Origin of the sequence: Lysobacter sp. cf310, assembly GCF_900114355.1 — a bacterium.
GTDB lineage: Bacteria > Pseudomonadota > Gammaproteobacteria > Xanthomonadales > Xanthomonadaceae > Lysobacter.
On record NZ_FOSS01000001.1, the window covers coordinates 1,379,598 to 1,397,286 of the forward strand.

19 protein-coding genes are annotated in these 17,689 nt (G+C 67.6%); 9 read left to right on the forward strand and 10 right to left on the reverse strand.

Going from position 1 to position 17,689, the window contains the following annotated elements; genetic code table 11:
• Positions 1–65 precede the first annotated feature (65 nt).
• Positions 66–2,099 (forward strand): serine hydrolase domain-containing protein, encoded by a 2,034-nt coding sequence (locus BMZ45_RS06125; RefSeq protein ID WP_091633645.1) that lies wholly within the window; start codon positions 66–68, stop codon positions 2,097–2,099.
• Between the two features lie 100 nt (positions 2,100–2,199).
• Here BMZ45_RS06125 and BMZ45_RS06130 read toward each other — a convergent pair whose 3' ends face one another.
• Positions 2,200–3,354, reverse strand: a complete 1,155-nt coding sequence (locus BMZ45_RS06130) for an FAD-dependent oxidoreductase (protein ID WP_091633650.1) — start codon at positions 3,352–3,354, stop codon at positions 2,200–2,202.
• A 56-nt stretch (positions 3,355–3,410) separates the two neighbouring features.
• Here BMZ45_RS06130 and BMZ45_RS06135 point away from each other — a divergent pair, with 56 nt between their 5' ends.
• From BMZ45_RS06135 to BMZ45_RS06145, 3 genes are all read left to right on the forward strand, one after another.
• A complete protein-coding gene (locus BMZ45_RS06135) occupies positions 3,411–3,857 on the forward strand; it encodes a MarR family winged helix-turn-helix transcriptional regulator (RefSeq protein ID WP_091633653.1) in 447 nt (148 codons plus the stop codon).
• Positions 3,858–4,209: 352 nt separating this feature from the next.
• Positions 4,210–4,995, forward strand: a complete 786-nt coding sequence (locus BMZ45_RS06140) for a DUF899 domain-containing protein (RefSeq protein ID WP_091633656.1) — start codon at positions 4,210–4,212, stop codon at positions 4,993–4,995.
• A 19-nt stretch (positions 4,996–5,014) separates the two neighbouring features.
• Entirely contained in the window at positions 5,015–5,668 is a 654-nt protein-coding gene (locus BMZ45_RS06145; protein WP_091633658.1) for a hypothetical protein, read from the forward strand.
• Positions 5,669–5,775: 107 nt separating this feature from the next.
• Here BMZ45_RS06145 and BMZ45_RS06150 read toward each other — a convergent pair whose 3' ends face one another.
• The 4 genes from BMZ45_RS06150 to BMZ45_RS06165 form a co-directional block, all read right to left on the reverse strand.
• A complete protein-coding gene (locus BMZ45_RS06150) occupies positions 5,776–6,312 on the reverse strand; it encodes an Ohr family peroxiredoxin (protein ID WP_091633661.1) in 537 nt (178 codons plus the stop codon).
• A 111-nt stretch (positions 6,313–6,423) separates the two neighbouring features.
• Entirely contained in the window at positions 6,424–7,194 is a 771-nt protein-coding gene (locus BMZ45_RS06155) for an SDR family oxidoreductase (RefSeq protein WP_091633664.1), read from the reverse strand.
• A 136-nt stretch (positions 7,195–7,330) separates the two neighbouring features.
• Entirely contained in the window at positions 7,331–8,377 is a 1,047-nt protein-coding gene (locus BMZ45_RS06160) for a LysR family transcriptional regulator (protein ID WP_091633667.1), read from the reverse strand.
• Complete coding sequence (locus BMZ45_RS06165; RefSeq protein WP_091633670.1) at positions 8,374–8,646, reverse strand: sigma factor-like helix-turn-helix DNA-binding protein; 273 nt, start codon at positions 8,644–8,646, stop codon at positions 8,374–8,376. Before BMZ45_RS06165 ends, BMZ45_RS06160 begins: the two co-directional genes overlap by 4 nt.
• 174 nt (positions 8,647–8,820) lie before the next feature.
• Here BMZ45_RS06165 and BMZ45_RS06170 point away from each other — a divergent pair, with 174 nt between their 5' ends.
• The 3 genes from BMZ45_RS06170 to BMZ45_RS06180 all read left to right on the forward strand — a co-directional run bounded on the left by BMZ45_RS06170 (position 8,821) and on the right by BMZ45_RS06180 (position 10,742).
• A complete protein-coding gene (locus BMZ45_RS06170) occupies positions 8,821–9,300 on the forward strand; it encodes a carboxymuconolactone decarboxylase family protein (protein ID WP_091633672.1) in 480 nt (159 codons plus the stop codon).
• 58 nt (positions 9,301–9,358) lie between these two features.
• Entirely contained in the window at positions 9,359–9,772 is a 414-nt protein-coding gene (locus tag BMZ45_RS06175; protein ID WP_091633675.1) for a cupin domain-containing protein, read from the forward strand.
• 82 nt (positions 9,773–9,854) lie between these two features.
• Positions 9,855–10,742: an RNA polymerase sigma-70 factor gene (locus tag BMZ45_RS06180; protein WP_091633677.1), complete on the forward strand. Its 888-nt coding sequence runs from the start codon at positions 9,855–9,857 to the stop codon at positions 10,740–10,742.
• Positions 10,743–10,793: 51 nt separating this feature from the next.
• Here BMZ45_RS06180 and BMZ45_RS06185 read toward each other — a convergent pair whose 3' ends face one another.
• Both BMZ45_RS06185 and BMZ45_RS06190 read right to left on the reverse strand, forming a co-directional pair.
• Positions 10,794–12,005, reverse strand: a complete 1,212-nt coding sequence (locus tag BMZ45_RS06185; protein WP_091633680.1) for a nuclear transport factor 2 family protein — start codon at positions 12,003–12,005, stop codon at positions 10,794–10,796.
• 92 nt (positions 12,006–12,097) lie between these two features.
• The gene (locus tag BMZ45_RS06190) at positions 12,098–13,135 is read right to left on the reverse strand and encodes a helix-turn-helix domain-containing protein (RefSeq protein ID WP_175488947.1); all 1,038 of its coding nucleotides are present in this window, start codon (positions 13,133–13,135) and stop codon (positions 12,098–12,100) included.
• A gap of 842 nt (positions 13,136–13,977) precedes the next feature.
• Between BMZ45_RS06190 and BMZ45_RS06195 the strand changes: the two genes are divergently transcribed.
• Positions 13,978–14,973, forward strand: a complete 996-nt coding sequence (locus BMZ45_RS06195; RefSeq protein ID WP_091633685.1) for a trypsin-like serine peptidase — start codon at positions 13,978–13,980, stop codon at positions 14,971–14,973.
• 100 nt (positions 14,974–15,073) lie between these two features.
• On the forward strand, positions 15,074–15,352 hold the full coding sequence (locus BMZ45_RS06200) for a hypothetical protein (protein ID WP_091633687.1): 279 nt from the start codon (positions 15,074–15,076) through the stop codon (positions 15,350–15,352).
• A 35-nt stretch (positions 15,353–15,387) separates the two neighbouring features.
• Here the strand turns inward: BMZ45_RS06200 and BMZ45_RS06205 are convergent, their stop codons facing one another.
• The 3 genes from BMZ45_RS06205 to BMZ45_RS06215 form a co-directional block, all read right to left on the reverse strand.
• Positions 15,388–16,284 (reverse strand): hypothetical protein, encoded by an 897-nt coding sequence (locus BMZ45_RS06205; protein ID WP_091633690.1) that lies wholly within the window; start codon positions 16,282–16,284, stop codon positions 15,388–15,390.
• A 32-nt stretch (positions 16,285–16,316) separates the two neighbouring features.
• A complete protein-coding gene (locus BMZ45_RS06210) occupies positions 16,317–16,832 on the reverse strand; it encodes a lipocalin-like domain-containing protein (protein WP_091633693.1) in 516 nt (171 codons plus the stop codon).
• Between the two features lie 165 nt (positions 16,833–16,997).
• The gene (locus BMZ45_RS06215; protein WP_254776541.1) at positions 16,998–17,510 is read right to left on the reverse strand and encodes a hypothetical protein; all 513 of its coding nucleotides are present in this window, start codon (positions 17,508–17,510) and stop codon (positions 16,998–17,000) included.
• Positions 17,511–17,689: the final 179 nt, after the last annotated feature.

A 17,689-nucleotide genomic window follows, 5' to 3' on the forward strand; every position in this document is an offset into this window, starting at 1 on the left:
GCCGCAGTCGCCGTCTCCCCACGCCCGCCGTACGTCCAGCTCACAGACCGACAAGGGGTTCCAACATGAAACGACGCCGCTGGTGGCCCCTGGCCGCCCTGGGCTGCCTATTGCTTCAAACCGGCGCCGCGACCGCCTTCGACGGCATCGCCCCGGCCACGTCGACGCAGGCCGGCGTACTGCGCGAAGACGCGTGGAACCGCACCGTATCGGGCGTGCGCTACATCACCCCGGCCGGCTGGACCGCACAGGCACAGGGCCCCGCCATCGTGATGCGCACACCGACGGAGGACGCCCGGATCGCGCTCGTGGACGTGGTCGCTCACACCGCGGAGGAAGCCGTGGCATCGGCGTGGCGGCACTATCGTCCTGCGGGCGCGCCGCGGCTGCGCGACGCGCGCGACCGTCCGCTGCGCGCGGGCTGGTCCTCGATACGCAGCTACGACTATGAAAGCGCGCAGGATCCGAATCGCGTCGTGCGCGCGCAGGTGCTGCACGAAGGCGAGACCTGGATCGTCGCGATCATGGACCTGCCGTCGGAATCGATGAGCCGGCGCGAGGCCCAGGTCACGCGCGTGCTGTCCAGCCTGCGCGCCAAGACCTACGTGCCCGACACGCTGGCGGGCAAGCGGGCGCACGAACTCGACGCCGACCGCATCGCCACCCTGCTGCGATTCCTGGAGGACGCGCGCAGCCGCCTCGGCATCCCAGGCCTGGCCCTGGGCGTGGTGCAGAACGACGAAGTGAAGTACGCCGGCGGGCTCGGCGTGCGCAAGGTCGGCAGCGCGGACAAAGTCGATGCCTCGACACGCTTCCTCATCGCCTCGGTCACCAAACCTTTGACCTCGCTGATGCTGGCCAAGCTGGTCGACATGGGCAAGCTGGATTGGGACGCGCCCGCCGCGCGCCTGCTGCCCTCGTTCAAGGTCGGCGATCCGGCGCTGACGCAACGGATCCGCGTGCGCAACCTGTTGTGCGCCTGCACCGGCATCCCCGCGCAGGACATGGAGTGGGTGCTGTCCGGCGACGAGCTGGACCCGGACGACGTGCTCGGCTTGCTGGCTACCGTCAAACCCACGGCCGAGATCGGCGAGCTTTACCAGTACTCCAACCTGATGGCCGTCTCCGCGGGCTACCTCGGCGCCCACGTCGCTCATCCTGAACTGCCCTTGGGCGAGGGTTACGACCGAACCATGCAGGAACTGGTGTTCGATCCGCTCGGCATGCGCGCGACCACCTTCGATTTCGCGCTCGCCCAACGCGGCAACTTCGCCTCGCCGCACGGCACCACCATCGACGGCGAGGTCGCGGTGGCCGCGATGGGCTACAACCTGATGTCGATCCCGATGCGGCCCGACGGCGGCGCCTGGAGCAACATCGACGATCTCACCCGTTACCTGCGCATGGAACTGGCGTCCGGACGCCTGCCGCAGGGCGGCCGCTACATCGGCGAGCAGGCGCTGCACGAACGCCTGAAGGGCCAGGTCGCGCGCGGCGGCGTGGACCAGTGGTACGGCATGGGCCTGAAAACCGACCGCAGGGCCGGCATCCTGCAAGTGGTGCACGGCGGCAGCATGGCCGGCTATCAGGCCGAGATCTTCTGGCTACCGGAAAACGACGTCGGCTATGTGCTGCTGATGAACGCCGACGCGGGCGCGCAGGTGCGCGGATTCTTCGCCGATCGCTTCATCGAGCTCCTGTTCGACGTGGATCGCGGCGCCGCCGCCACCCTGGATGCGTTGCCGGCGCGTCTGCGGCGCGAGCGCGAGGAACATCGCGTCGAACTCGCGCCGCTGGATGCGCCAACGCTGCGGCGACTGGCGCCGATGTACTCCCACCCCACCCTGGGCTCGATCCGCATCGTCATGGAAGGCACGAGTACCTGGTTCGATTTCGGCGGCTGGCGCACCGAGGTGCTGATGACCCGGGACGAGGCGGACACCGTGATCGAATCGATCTCGCCCAGCGTCGCCGGATTCCGGTTCACCGTGACCCAGCGCGACGGCGTGCGCGCGCTGGTGCTGGACGACGAGCAGAGGACGTACCGCTTCCTCGAAGGCGATGGCACCGCGTCGCGCAGCGGCGGGAGCGCGCAATGACGGTCGCGCCCCATATCGCCACCATCGCAGCCCGACGCCGGCTCAGGTCGGGCGCGGCCAGACCGGATGACAGCCCACGATCGCCCGTCGCCGGCGCCGCTCAGTCGGCCATCGCCGCCACGCCACTATGGTGGCGATACATCTCCAGGGTCAGCGCCTGCCCGTCGTGCGACAGGAAGGTCGCCGCACCCTCCGCCGAAGCTTGCGCGGATTCGATCACACGCTCGAACATGTGCTGCTCGTAAGCGGCCACGGCATCGGCCCAGCTGGCGCCCTTGACCAGCGCCCCGGCGAGTTCGGCGGCATCGAGCATGGCGTTGTTCACGCCTTCGCCGGCGAACGGCGACATGACATGGGCGGCATCGCCGATCAGGCTCAGGCCGCGCCGGTTGGCCCAGCGATGGCCCACCGGCAGCGCATGGATCGGGCGCACGGCGAAGCTGTCGTTGCTGGCCCGAATCAGGTCCAGAATCGCGTCGGCATAACCGTCGAACTCGCCGATCAGGCCCGCGCGCACCGAAGCCGGCGCGGCGAAATCGTAGCGCTTGCCCGCCCAGTCGGCCGGCACGCGGAAGATCGCGTAGGCGCGGATATGCGCGTGGCCGTTGCGCTGCGCGATGATGGCCTTGCCCCGGCCCTCGACGCTCATCTTGCCGCGCCCCACCAAGCGCGACAGCGCCGGATGACGGCGATCGACGTCGTCGATGCCGAACTCCACGAAACACAATCCGCTGTACTGCGGCTGGTACGGCGACAAGCAGGGGCGCACCCGCGACCAGGCGCCATCGGCGCCGACCACCAGATCGTAGGGCCCCTCGCCGCCGTGCTCGAAGGCCAGGTCCCAGCGCCCGTCCTCGCGCGGCCGGACCTCGCGCAGACCGCAAGCCCAACGCACGCAATCCGGCGGCACCGCATCGAGCAGCATCGCGCGCAGCGCCGTGCGGTCGACTTCGGGGCGGTCGCCGCTGCTGGCGTCCGGCGTTTCGAACAGCAGCCGCCCGGCCATGTCGAGCAGGCGCGTGCCCTGGTCTTCGTGGCGGGCGATGGTCTGGAACGCCTCCAGTAGCCCGGCCTGTTCCAGCGCCCAAAGGCCGGAGCCTTCGTGCAGGTCCAGCGTACCGCCCTGCGGCCGCTCCAGCGCATGCGTCTCGCGCTCGAACACGGTGCTGGCGATGCCGTGCAAATGCAGGATGCGGGCCAGCGTCAGTCCGCCGGGACCGGCGCCAACGATGGCGATCTTGGGGTGCGACTCCACGGGAACGCTCGTTTCGATTATGATAGGTTCCTATATATAAACATAGCTACCTATATATGATCAAGACCTCCGCCAATGCCCCGTCCGACAATCCTTTGCGTCTCATCGGTCAGGTCAATCGGGCCTTTGCCCGCATCGTCGACGGCCCTCTGCGCGAACTCGGGTTCGCGATCGGGCAACTGCCGGTGCTGGTGTCCCTGAAGAAGGTCGAGGCGCTGTCGCAAGCCGAGCTCGCGCGCCTGGCCCAGGTCGAGCAACCCAGCATGGCGCAACTGTTGAACCGCATGGAGCGCGACGGCTGGGTGCGGCGCGTGCCGGATCCGAACGACAAGCGCAGCCGCCTGATCTCGTTGACCGATCGCGCCAGCGAACGGATGCCGCGCGCGAAGGCGGTGATGGACGCCACCAGCCGGCAGGCATTGGCGGGATTCAGCGCGAAAGAGAAGGAACAGCTGGCCGCCCTGCTGCTGCGGGTGAACGCCAACCTGGACCGGATTCCCTAACGCCGCGCCGGACACGCGACGGGCCGAAACGAGACCATTCCCGCCCGCCGTATTCGCGACAATCCTGTTACTCCCCGCCGCGCCGATCGCTGGGTACATTGCTCCCACGGCGCCGCCGTTGGCGCCATCGGACATCGGGATCAGGCGCCACACCGGCAGCACGGCCGACCGAGCATCGGCGGACGTCGCCGAAACCCCGCCCCGCGGACCGCCCGAGCGTCGGGTCCGCGCCGCGCCCGCAAGCGCTCTGCCCTCCCTCCGGCCAACGGACCGGAGACGGGCGCACCTTGCCCGCACGCCGCCGATTCCGTGCCCGCTCACCACCACCGACCCCCGGGTCCAGGAGCACCGCATGAACGCCGCACTTGCCGAAATCCACCTCGCCGATCACCCCGTCGTGTCCAAGGAATCCTGGCTGGCCGCACGCAAAGCGCTGCTGGCGCACGAGAAGGAACTCACCCGCCTGCAGGACCGGATCGCGCGCGAACGCCGTGCGTTGCCGTGGCTGCGCGTCGACAAGGACTACCGGTTCGACACCCCCGACGGCCCGCGCCGCCTCGCCGATCTGTTCGAGGGCCGCCGCCAGTTGCTGGTGCAGCACTTCATGTTCGCGCCGGGTTGGGAGCAAGGCTGCAAGAGCTGTTCCTACATGGCCGACCACAACGACGGCGCCAACCTCCACCTGGCCCAGCGCGACGTGACGCTGCTGGTCGTATCGCGTGCGCCGCTGTCCGATATCCAGCGCTTTCGCGAACGCATGGGCTGGCGGTTCAAGTGGGTGTCCTCGTACGGAACCGACTTCAATCGCGACTTCGGCGTCAATTTCAGCGCGGACGAGGTCGCCGACGGCAACGCCGACTACAACTACATGATCCAGCGCTTCCCGCACGAGGAAGCGCCCGGCATCAGCGTGTTCTATCGCGACGATGCGGGCCAGGTCTTCCACACCTACTCGCGCTACGGCCGCGGCGTGGAAGCGATGATGCACACCTACGCCCTGCTGGACCTGACGCCTAAGGGGCGCGACGAAGACGGCCTGGACTATCCGATGGCCTGGGTGCGCCATCACGATCGCTACGCGTCCGAGGCGCCGACAAAGGCGCCGGCGGCGGCCGCGTGTTGCGCGTCTCAATCCTGACCGCTCGCAGGCGCGCATCGTGAGCGGCATATGGCCATGGCTGGCGGTCGCCGGACTGGGCGCGCTGCACGGGCTGAGCCCGACCAGCGGCTGGATGTTCGCCGCCGCCTCGGGCCTGGACTCGCGCGACAGCGCCCGGGCACGCCTTGCGCTGCTGCCCATCGCGATCGGACACGCCGCCTCGGTGGCGATCGTGGTGCTCGCGGTTGCGCAAGGCGTGCTGGTCGATCGCGGCCGGGTACAGGCGTTCGCGGGCGCCCTGCTCGTCGCCCTGGCGTGCTACCGCTGGCTGCGTGCCGCCGCGCCGGGCGAAGACCGGCGCGGCCGCAGCGGTGTCCGCGTCCATGCGCCTGCCGGTCACGCCGGCATGGCGCTGTGGTCCTGCCTGATGGCCACGGCGCACGGCGCCGGACTGATGCTGGTTCCGGCATTGGTACCGCTGTGCATGTCGGACACGCCGGCACGCGAAATCTCGGCCACCGGTTCGCTGACCCTGGCCCTGGCCGCAGTCGCGCTGCACATGACCGCCATGCTGATCACCACCGGCACCATCGCCGTCGGCGTTTGCCGCGCAGCCGCCAGGTTCCCGACCCTGCTGAGTGCGCGCACGCGGCGCCCCCTCTGGACCGCCGCACTGGCGGCCGCCGGTACGCTGTTGATGGTGCTGCCTTAGCGCAGGCGCCGAAGCCGGCTCCGACCATGCGCGAAGCGCGTGCAGCGCCCGTGGATCACGCGCCGATGCGTGCGGCCGGTGCGGCCGCGATGTCGGACGCACGCCGCTCACGCATCATCCGCGCGACCGGCGGACGACGAGGCTTCGGGCTCGCTGGCCAGCACCACCACGTGATCGATGCCGTTGCGGAACATCTTGGCGTAGGGGCAGATGCGCTCGGTGTTGCGCACCAGTTCGGCGGCCAGCGCGCGCTCCACGCCGGGCAGGCTCACGCGGATGTCGGCCGACAGCAGGAACAGTCCGTCGACGGGATCGCGCGCGAAGGTCACTGCCGCATCCACGGCGACGTCCCTCAATTCCACGCCCGCGCGCGTGGCCAGCAGCGTGAGCGCGCCGTGGAAGCAGGCCGCGTAGCCCGCGGCCAGCAGTTGCTCGGGATTGCTGCCGCCGCCGGGTCCGCCCAGCTCGACCGGCATGCGCAGCTGCGCATCCAGCGCGCCATCGTCCGAGCGCACCACGCCCGAGGCGCGCGCATGCGCGGCCTCGCCGCCGGTCACGCGCACGCGGCCGGTGTACAGCGCCAGGGCTTCGTCGCCGACATATTTGTCCAACAAGCTCGGCGGGGGCGGCTGCAAGGGGCTCATGCGCGACGAATGTCCGTGTCGGGTTCGACCGATGCCTTGCAGCCGCGGCGCGGGCGCGTGGCGCGATCGCGCGCACGCGGGGTCCGGTGGCCGATGGCTGCGCGTGCGCGCTCAGGCGCGCGGGACGTAGCGCGCGTACTCGGACTGTTCCAGCCAGTGCTCGAAGTTCAGCGCGCCCTGCCAGGCCGGCCCGGCGGGCACCAGGGTGTCGTTCTGCAATTCGGCGCCGAAGTAGCGCGCATGCGCGTCGCCGACTACCTCGCGCGGGTCCTGGACGATGTTCATGAAACGCTGCGCCAGGTCGGACAAGGGCTCGCGCACCGGGCCGGCGATCTCGACGATGCCGTTGGCCGGCGCCTGCAAAGCCAGCCGCGCGACCGCCGCGGCCACGTCTTCCGACGCGATCGGCTGGATCAACGCCGTCGGCAGGCGCACGGTGTCGCCCTCGCTGCCGGACTGGATGATGCCGGGCAGGAATTCGAAGAACTGGGTGGAGTGGACGATGGTGTAGGGCAGGCCGGACGCGCGGATCAATTCCTCCTGCGCGCTCTTGGCGCGGAAGTAGCCGCTGGCGGACAGCTTCTCGGTGCCCACCACCGACAGCGCCAGATGATGGCCCACGCCCGCGCGCGCTTCGGCCGCCAGCACGTTGCGGCCCGCGGTCTGGAAGAACTCCATGACCGCCGCGTCCTCGAACGAGGGCGAGTTGGCCAGGTCCACCACCACGTCGGCGCCCGCCATCGCGGCGTCCAGGCCCTCGCCGGTCAGGATGTTGACCCCGGTCGACGGCGCCGCGGCCAGCGCTTCATGGCCCTGATCGCGCAGACGCGAGACCACCTTGCTGCCGATCAGTCCGGTGCCACCGATGACGACGAATTTCATGTTCCACCTCTTGAGATCCTGACGGGGGAGCCGGTGTCCGTAGGCGTCACCGGCGAGTGCGCAACGATGCTAGGAGCCGCGCGCCGGCCGCAGTAGCCCTGCGGCCGGCTGCACGGTGTTTCCCGGCACGCACCAATCAGGCGGCCTCGACCTCGTCGTCGTGCAGCGCGGCCAGGTCGGCGCGCGCCGGCGGCACGGCCAGCAGGCGGCTCATGTGCTGCGCGCAATCCAGATTCAGCGCGCGTACCTGCACGGTGACGAAGTCGATGAAGGCGCGGATGCGCTTGGGCAGCTGGCGCCGGCTCAGGTAGCACAGGTAGTGCCCGCGATCGTCGGGCGCGTACTGGGCCAGCGCGAACAGCAAGCGGCCCTGGCGCAAAGCCTCGCAGACCTGGAAGCCCGGCATCTGCGCCAGGCCCTGCCCGTCCAGCACCGCCTGCAGGATCAGGTCGTCGTCGTTGAACACCAGATCGCTGCTCGGCATAAGACTGTGCGCGCGGCCCTCGACTTTGAAGTCCCAGCTGCGCAGGCGCCCGTTGGGCAGGCGCCGATTGATGCAGGCATGCATGTCCAGGTCGGCGACCGCGGCGGGCAGGCCATGGCGCCGCACGTACTCGGGCGAGGCGCAGACGAACATCTGCATGGGCACCAGTTGCTTGGCGATCACCTGACTATCGTCCAGGCGGCCGTCGCGGAAGGCGACGTCGACGCGATCCACGGCCAGATCGGCCTCGCGCTCGTCCAGGAGCAGCTCGATCGCGATGTCGGGGTAGCGCAGCCGGAACTCGCGCATCAGCGGCGCCAGCACCTTGCGCCCGAAGCCGTGCGTGGCCGCGACCCGCAGCTGCCCGCGCGGCGGCCCCTCGCGCAGATCGCGCATGTCCTCCAAGGCCTGCTCGATGCGCTCCACGCCGGGGCGGCAGTTCTCGAAGAACCGTTCGCCCTCGCTGGTCAGCGAGGTGGAACGCGTGGTGCGCGAGAACAGGCGCGCGCCCAACTGGCCCTCCAGCTTCTGCACGCTGCGGCTCACCGCCGATCGGCCGACGCCCAGGCGGTCGGCGGCGCGCGCGAAGCTGCCCTCGGTGGCCACCGCGATGAAGGCCATCACGCCGGCATAGCTGGCGGAGAAGCTGGATTCCAGCGGGAGCTGGCGTTCCTGGGGGTCTGACAGGTTGGCGCTCATCGCGACATGGCCTTCGCTTTCGGACTCAGTGCATGCATGCGGACCTGCGCATGCGCTCGTGCGTACTCCACATGGCCGCGGCAGACCTGCGCCGGCTGGCCGATCAGCCGGGCGATGTCGTCGTAGCCGGCCTCGAACACCTCATGCAGCAGGAACGCGGCCCGCACCTCCGGCGCCAGCAGGTTCAGCGTGGCCATGAATTCGGACCAGACACGGTCCGCGTTCGCGGCCGCGGAAGCGGTTTCGAGGTGGTCCTTGGGGTAGCTCATACGACAAGGACGCAGCAGCGAGGCGTTTTGTTACAGCGCCGCCGCATTGGTGCGCCGCGCTCAACACCGCGCGTCCGTGCGGCGACCTACCGGGCCGCTCCGGCGCTGCCTAGATTGGCCGCCAACCGGTCGGGCCCCCGCCCGCCGGGCCCCTCACCGAATGGAGCTTGCGCCATGAGTCAACGCGTCGATTACCAGCAGCAGTCCCCCGAGCTGTTCAAGAAGCTCGTCGAATTCAGCCTGCTCAGCCAAAAGTCGTCGATCGAGCAGTCGACCCGCGACCTGATCCGCATCCGCGCCTCCCAGCTCAACGGCTGCGCCTTCTGCCTGGACATGCACGTCAAGGAAGCCACCATCCACGGCGAACGCCCGCTGCGCCTGTATCACGTCGCCTCGTGGCGCGAGTCGCAGCTGTTCATCCCGCGCGAGCGCGCCGCTCTGGCCTGGACCGAAGCGCTGACCCAGCTGTCGCCGCTGGGCGTGCCCGACGACCTCTACGAGCGCGTGCGCGGCCAGCTGTCGGAAAAGGAAATCTCCGACCTGACCTTCGAAATCATGGCCATCAACGCCTGGAACCGCGTCAACGTCGGCTTCCGCACCGTACCGGGCAGCGCCGACCAAGCCTTCGGCCTGGACAAGGCTCAGCTGTCCTGAGGCCGGCCGCTGGGCGCCGCGCGCGCCCAGCCCACCCCACGCAACACAGGAGTCCCTCATGCGAATTCATTCTTCCCTGAGCCTGCTCGCCCTGCTGTGGACGGGCGCGGTCGCGGCGCATGGCCAGACCGGCAGCGAGGCACCGCCTCCCACCGTCACGCCGGTCATGACCCAGGCCCTGCGCGACTACCCGGGCAAGGAAGCGCTGATGCTCGCCGTCGAATACCCGCCCGGCGGCGCCGACCCGGTCCATCGCCACGATGCGCACGCCTTCGTCTATGTGATCGAAGGCTCGATCGTGATGGGCGTGGCCGGCGGCAAGGAGGTCACGCTGACGCCCGGGCAGAGCTTCTACGAAGGCCCCAACGACCTGCACACCGTCGGCCGCAACGCCAGCCGCGACAAGCCGGCGAAGTTCGTGGTGGTGCTGCTCAAGGACATCGACAAGCCCGCACTGATCCCCGCGCCCTGAGCCCGCGCTGCGTCAGGCCGGCTTTGCGCCGGCCCGACGTTGGATCCGTCACAATCGGGCCTCCTCGTGCGACCTTGGTTCTATGGAAGGCGCAACCCACACCTTTACTCAGCTCCAGCCCCGCCTGCTCGGCGTGGCCTATCGCATGCTCGGCTCGCTGGCCGAGGCCGAGGACGTGGTCCAGGACGTCTGGCTGGGCTGGAACGAAGCCGACCCCGAGCAGGTCGCCGACCCCGAAGCCTGGCTGGTGATCGCCACCACCCGCCGCTCCATCGACCGCCTGCGTCGCGTGCAAAGCCGGCGCGAACACTACGTCGGCATCTGGCTGCCCGAACCCATCCTCACTGAAAGCCCGGCCACGCCCGAAGAGCTGCAGGAAGCCTCCAGCGACCTGTCCATCGCCTTCCTGACCGTGCTCGAACGCCTCGCCCCCGAAGCCCGTGCCGCCTTCCTGCTGCGCGAGGTCTTCGACGCCGACTACAGCGACATCGCCAGCACCCTGGACAAGAGCGAAGCCGCCTGCCGCCAGATCGTGCACCGCGCCAAGAGCCAACTGCGCGAGGAACGACCGCGCTACCTGGTGTCCGCCGACGCCCACCGCCACCTGATGCGCCGCTTCACCGAGGCCTGGACCAACGCCGACTTCGGCGCCATGAAAACGATGATGGCCGAGTCCGCGGTCCTGGTCGGCGACGGCGGCGGCATCGTCACCGCCCTGCCCAAGCCCATGGTCGGCGGCGATCGCATCGCCCAGCTGCTGTTCGCCTGCACCCTGCGCCGCAAGCACGAACTGCGCCTGGAACTGGCCACCATCAACGGCCGCGTGGGCGTGTTGCGCTACTTCGGCGACCAGCTGGAGTCGGCCCAGTCCTACGACACCGACGGCGAACGGATCCTGCGGGTGTATGTGCAGCGCAACCCGGAGAAGTTGCGGCGGATCGTGGCCGAGCAGGTGTCCTGCTTGCACTGAGCCTGGCGCCTGCCGCTTACCCGAACCGCTGCAAGCGCCAGCTCGAAGCCCTCAGCGCTTCTCCGTCGCTCCCGCCGGGCTTGCGCCGCTGTCGCCTTGCAACTGCCGGACCACGGCCGCGACGACATCGCGCGTGGACTGCCAATTCATGCCGGTGATAAGCCGGCCATCGACTTCCACGTGCGAGCTGTTGCGGGCGCCGTGGCTGAACATGCCCTTGCGCTCCCGCAAACGCTGCTCGATCGAGAACGGCAAGGTCTTGTAGTACGGCGCGTTCTTGTCTTCGAACGCGTCGGGATAACCGGTGACGCGCTTTCCGCTGACCAGCGGCGAGCCATCGGACAGCGTCAGATTCGCCAGGCCGGCGCTGCCGTGGCACACCGCGGAGACGACGCCGCCCTGCTGCTCATAGAGGCGGGCCGCCAGGGCTTGGAGGCCGAGATGGTCGGCGACGCCATACATCGCGGCGCTGCCGCCGATGTACATCAGCGCGGCATAGTCGGCGGCGTTCACCTCCTCGGGCCGGCGCGTATTGGCCAGGGCCCACATGAAATCGCCGTCGTAGACCTTGGCCTTTTGATCCCGATCGCGGGTGTCGATGTAGGCCAGCGGGACCGCCCCGCCCTCGGGGCTGACGAACTGCACGCCATAGCCGGCCTCGCGGAACGCGGTATAGGCGTGGGTCAGCTCCGCGAAGCTGTTGCCGGCGCTGAGGCTGGTACCAGGCATCGTGTCGGCATTGGATACCACCAGCAGCACCTGGCGGCCATGCGCCGGCGCCTGGCGGCGCGCCGCCGTCTTGCTGATGACCCGCCATTCGTCGCCGAGCTTCCTCAGCAGGAACAGGTCGACGTAGCGCGCCTGATCCTTGCCGATCAGGATCTCCGCCTTCGCGGTCGCGATGTTGCCGTCCACCTGCACGCTGATCAGGCGACCGTAGCGGCCGTTGAACTGCCCCGGATTCTTGTTGAACCCGCCGACATACTCCTCGACCCCCACCTCGCGCATGCCGCTCTCGCCCTGGCTCAGGTACAGACGGGCATCGGGATGGAACGCGCGCCGTAGCTGCTCCGGCCGGTTGTAGGAACTGCCCTGCAGGTAGTCCTGGATCACGGCGGCGACCTGACGGTCATCGGCCAGGGGCGCGGCCTGCGCCCAGCCGCTCACCAACAGCAAGAGCAGGGCGCTGCGCAGCAGTCGGACGAACACGCCGCGTAAGGACACGGTGCCGACGACGGTCGGCAAAGAGGGAAGCGCTGGCACGATGGACTCCTAGTGAGGGAATCCCGACATGCTGCTTGTTTCCCTTTCTAAACAATATTTTGCAACGCGCTTCCGGACTCCGGAAACGCGTTTCAAGAGCCGGCGTTCGCCAGCCGCGCCTGCCGCCAGGCGGCCGGTGTCGTGCCCTCGACCTTCTTGAAGCCGGTGTAGAACGTGGACATGGACAGAAAGCCGGAGGCCTCGGCCACCTGCTCCATCGACACCAGATCGGTCGCGCTCAAGCGTTCTTTGGCGGCCTCGACCCTCAGCTGCAGCAGGTACGGCCTGAAGGCGATCTTGTGATTGTCGTTCAGCAGCTGCGACAAACGCGCCGGGGTCATGTTGAGTCGCCGCGCCAGCCGGACCAGGCTCAGGCTGGCGTCCTCGTACAAGCGTTCCTCGGCCATCAGCTTGTGCAGGGCCTGCAAGGCCGCTTCGGCTTCGCCAGCCGCGATCTTGCGGTCCTGATAGGGCGGCGCGGCGCGACGCTTGCCGCGCTGGGCCAGAGCCACGATCAGGTTCAGATACAGCACCAGCGAGAACGACAGCGCGCCTACGATGTACGAAGTCAGCCCGGTGGTGAAATAGGCCAGCCAGATCACCGCCACGCCCGCGACCACCGCCGCGATATGGGCACGGTTCAAGCCGTCGCCGGCGACATGGCGGTCCGGCTGCCGCGTGGCGCGCACGAACAGTCCGCCGGCGGCCAACAGGCAGGCCAGCCAGCCGAATTGGGTCCAGCGCCACACCGAGCCCCACAAGCCCACATGGTCGGCATACGGGAAGGCCAGGCCAAACCCGATCGCGAGCGCGAGCAGTCCCATACCGATCACCCGATCCCTGCGGGTGCGTAAACCTTGCGGATCGGCCCAGGCGCGCACCAGCCCGACCAAACTCGGACCGATCAGAAAGCAGGCGGTCAGACCGACCTGCAGGACCAGCTTGGAGATCTCGGGCCAGAAGTAGAACAGCACGGACTTGCCGGTGCGAATGCTGAGCATCAGCACCAGCACCGCCAGCCATCGCTGCGCCGGCGTCGCCGGCCGTCGCCACAGCAAATACAGCGACAGCGCCAGGCCATTAAAGGCGCCCAGGCCGGCGAAAAAGAACAGCAGATACGATGCGAGCATGGTTGCCGATGCTAGCGAAGCGCGCTGCGCAGAGAAACATGGCATGAGTAACGTGCCCACCTTGCGCTCGCCGGTTCGGCCTGGTGCGGCGGCCGCGACCACCCCTGGAAGCCCCTTCTGCCGACAGTCGCTACGATCCTGTCCAGGCAACGAACCGGACCTTCGTTGATCCCGGCGACATGAGGATCATGACAATGGACCTTCAAGAAAATTAAAAGTATTCGCGTCGAGCAGACACGCCGACAAACCCTTGATGCGCTCTACGCGATGCCTACTGCGACCACACGCTTCGTGTTTGAACATTTGTGAGTAGCATCACGACGAAAAAACACTTTAGAGCGTAATTAAGTCGCGCAAGAAATGGAGTTTCTCACCGCCCAGGCACAGCGGGCGGATCATCGATCGGTTTTCCGTGTGGACATGGAGGTCGCTATGCGCATCAACGCAGGCGCGTGCTGGATATTTTCCGCGGCCCACCGTCTCTCCGTTGGACTCGTCCTTTACGAACCAAGGCCGCCTCCGCAGCGCGCCGTGACCGCGCGCGCCTAATCGAACCGACCGCGCTCGCCCTACTGAGCGACCACCGCAGCCGCGGCATTCGGTACGCCGCGAGCGCGCGCATGCCTGATGGAATGCCGCGCCAAACGTCAGAACCGACAGAGCGTCGCGAGACGCGCTGTGCGCGCGGCCATGGAAGGCCGTGTCGGCGAAACGGACCGCCCCGCGCCCGTTTCGTCGGAGCCGAATCGGGCCACTGCCCGAACGGCTCGGGTCGAGAGATTGCAGGACGCGCTTTCTCGGCTACCCGTTAAAGGACTACCCCACCACAAACGGAGCTTGTTATGAAAACGCTAGTCGCGCTGAGTTTGGTGCTGTTGATTTCGGTCCCGGCGATGGAGACGGCGCAAGCCAAGGAACCTTCATTCCGGAAGTTGAACGAGAAAGCCCGGTTCATCCACGGCGGCAACCTGGTGACGCGTGCGTTGCCGGAGATGGGCATCGTCACCGACGCCCGCCAGCAGACGCCCGGCCAGAAGGCGGCCGGCCTGAGCACCATCATGGTCACCCGCAACGGCGATCAGTACGAATCCAGAATGGATCCGGAAGACGTGGCCATCTTCGAGCAGGCCATCAGCGATCTGGAAATGATCGGCCGCACCTCCACCAGCATGAATACCCCGCCCAAGCTGCCGCTGCGCTTCGGTAGCGCCATGGTCGGGCCCACCGTCGTCATCGGCCCGGACAATCGCGTGCAGGTCACCAACACCGTCGCTTCGCCGTACTGGCATATCGGCCGTATCGCGATCGGCTGCACCGGCACCCTGATCACGCCTAAGCACGTGCTGACCGCGGGCCACTGCGTGTCCAACGGCGCCGGCACCTGGTACTCCGACCTGAACTTCACCACCGCCCAGAACGGCAGCTACCAGCCCTGGGGCACCACCAGCTGGGCCCGCGCCGTCACCACGACGGCCTGGCACAACAGTGCCGACAGCAACTACGACTACGCGCTGATCGTGCTCAGCTCGGCCCCGCACGGCGGCAACTCCGGTTGGGGCGTGTACTCGGGCGGCACCCACACCATCAGCGGCTATCCGGGCGACAAGCCGCTGGGCACGATGTGGACGCACTCCGGGACGGTTTCGACCAGCGGTTCCTACCGCCTGTGCTACACCATCGACACCTTCGGCGGTAACAGCGGCAGCGGCATCGCCAGCGACAGCGGCGTCAACGTGCGCGGCATCCACACCACGGGCTCGCCCACGCAGAACTGCGGCACGCGGTTGACCAGCACCGTCTACAACCAGCTGCAGAACTGGATCGCCACCTACCCCTAACCTGGCAACGGGTATCGAGGTACCGCAACAGCCACGTGGCGCGCCGCGGTATGGCGCGCCACGTTCCAGCCCCTAAACCCCAACACGCAAGGCGGCAAGCATGAGAATCGCATTCATCCTGGCGATGATGGTGTCGGCCAGTTGCAATCCCGGCGACAAGCCGCAGGCAGCGGATCAGGCGCCCTACGAGAGCGCGCTGATCGTCGGCAGCGCCCAGTCCCCGGACCCCGTATTGGCCCGGGTGATGGAACTGGAGAAGAGCGGCGCGGTGAAGGACGTGGTCGTGCAGGAGTCCTTTCCCGTGCAGATCAGGCTGCGCGCGCCCAGGAAGGTGATCGAAGAGCTCCAGCGGATGCCGCGAACCGGGGAGTTGCGCTAGCCGATCCGCACTAGTGCGCGAACCGGGCTCATGCCCTAGAACAGCGCGCGATACACCAGCGACCTAACCTGCTTCAGGAGTTCCTCGGACGCGTCCTCTCGGGCATAGGTCATGTACTCGTCGAACATGTGATCGTACTGAATGGAGATGGGAAGCAGATCGCCCCCTGTATTCAGCAATTCCGCCTGTGCGTACCTGTCGGCCGGATCGAGCAAACGCAACCCGCGCGACTTGTGTTCCTTGCCATTGATTCGGAAGAAATCGTTCTGGAAGTCCGACCAGCGGTCGGCGGGAACGACCGCGCTGGATACATCCGCCTTCCTGGCCGCCTTATGAATCAGGTGCGAATGAAGGTTCGCCAACTGAATGCATTGCTTGACGAAACCGCCCAGTGAGACGTGAGCGTTCGAAAACGCCTCTTCCTTACCGAACGGCGGATTCAGCGGCATTCGATAGGAGTAGTACTCGCGCAGGAAACGCAGATCCTCCACCAGCTCCTTCGAATTCATCCGGATGATCGCGGTATTCGCCTGCGAGAACCCCGCATAGAAGGCGTTGGCCATCTTCGAATGCGTGATGTCGGTGATTTTGTCGACCGACTCGTGGGGATGCAGGTACATGACCGCCCACATGGCATGCATGGACGCGTAATAGGCCATGTAGTAGCTGGCCGCGAGCGATCCCTGCTCGCGAGTCTGATTCGCCACCAAAGCGAAGTAAGTGGCGCTGAAGCACAGCTTCAACGATTGCCTGACCCGAACGCACCAGACCGCGGCGTCGTAATCGGTCCACGCGGCCATGGCGGCGCCGTAGGTGCGCATCCATCTTTCATGGTACTGACCGCATTCGCTCTCCGAACGAAGGTTGATCTCGAGATGGACGAAGTTCGATACGTAATCGAAGTACTTGGAGAATCCCTTTTCCTGTTGCACTCGCGCTCCCCGGCGGATTGACCGAATCGATCTTATCGGACCGATTGAGACACACGCCGCAGGCGACGCAGGAAATGCACGCCCTCGCTGTCGCCCTCGATCGTGAGCACATCCCCTTCGACCCGGAACGGTCGCGGCTGGTCGGTGCCGGTGTAGCTGGGCATCAGGCTGCCCTCCACCCGATGCACGACGACGCCCTTCTTGGCATCCACCTCGTAAGTCCCGAAGTAGGCGACGAAGCCGTCGTAGGCGGCACGCACTTCGGCATCGCTGCCCTTGGCGTCGTCGCCCGAGGCGAACGGCGGCGTCGCGGGCGTGCGCATGATCTGCACGCTCAGATGGCCGGTGGGATCGTAGACGATATAGCCCTTGGGATGCTCGCCATAGGGATGGACGACCTTGCCGGTCTTGGCGTCGGTGTCGGTGATGCGCTCGACGCGCCAGGTACCGACCAGGGAAGCGGGTTTGTCGGCCGCGCGCGACGGCAGGCTGATCGACAGCGCCAGCAAGGCGGCGCAAGCGGCGGGGAAGGCTCGTGCGATGTGCATGCGGGTATCGCGTGGCAGTGGCGGGGCCTACACCCTATCAGCGTCCCCGCCCCCGCTCCTGGAACGCTGTGAGCGAGGGATCGCAACGACGCCGCCCGCGATCGGTTGCGGCGCCCGGATACGCTCCGGGCGCCGCAGCCTTATTGTGGATCGCAGGCCCGCCCCTTACGGGATGGTGAACTCCGCCGTGCTGGTCGCGTTATAGGTGTTCACGCCGTTGGTCGCGTTGTGAACGCAGACCACGGTGATCTTGCGATAGGCGCCGTAGATCCAGTTCGACGGGAAATGCACGTCGACCAGGGCGCCATCGCTCTCCTCGTCGTACTCGGTCGTGTAGCCGCCCAAGGCGTCGTAGGCGTTGCAGCGCACGCTGATGAAGTCCGCATCGACGCGGTTGTTGTTGACGTCGGCGAAGCGCGAGTAGCCGCGGATCTTGACCCGCTTGCCACCGGCTGGACCGCTCTCGTAGCCCTCGTTCTGGATCACGCCTTGCAGCACGTAGGTCGGTGCCGCTCCGCCACCGCCGCTGCTGCCGCCGCCTTCGCCATCGCCGCCGCACTCGGTGCCGATGGGGCAGATTTCCTCGAACGACGGAGCCAAAGGCGCCGCTTTCGCCGCCGGCACCGCGCCGACCAGACCCGCCACCAGTACCACTGCCATTGCCGTACGCACGATCATGAGTCACCTCCTGTGGATAGTCCTTGATTGCCAGATCGGGGACGAGGCAGGGCCCGCCGCTTGAGCAACGTGGCGATCGACCGGCACTCCTCCCCTATGCGCCGCGGCAACGTCCGCCCTCCTGGGCTCGCGAGCCGCCGCAATAAGGAGAACGCGACCGCCGCGCCGCCTCCCTACCC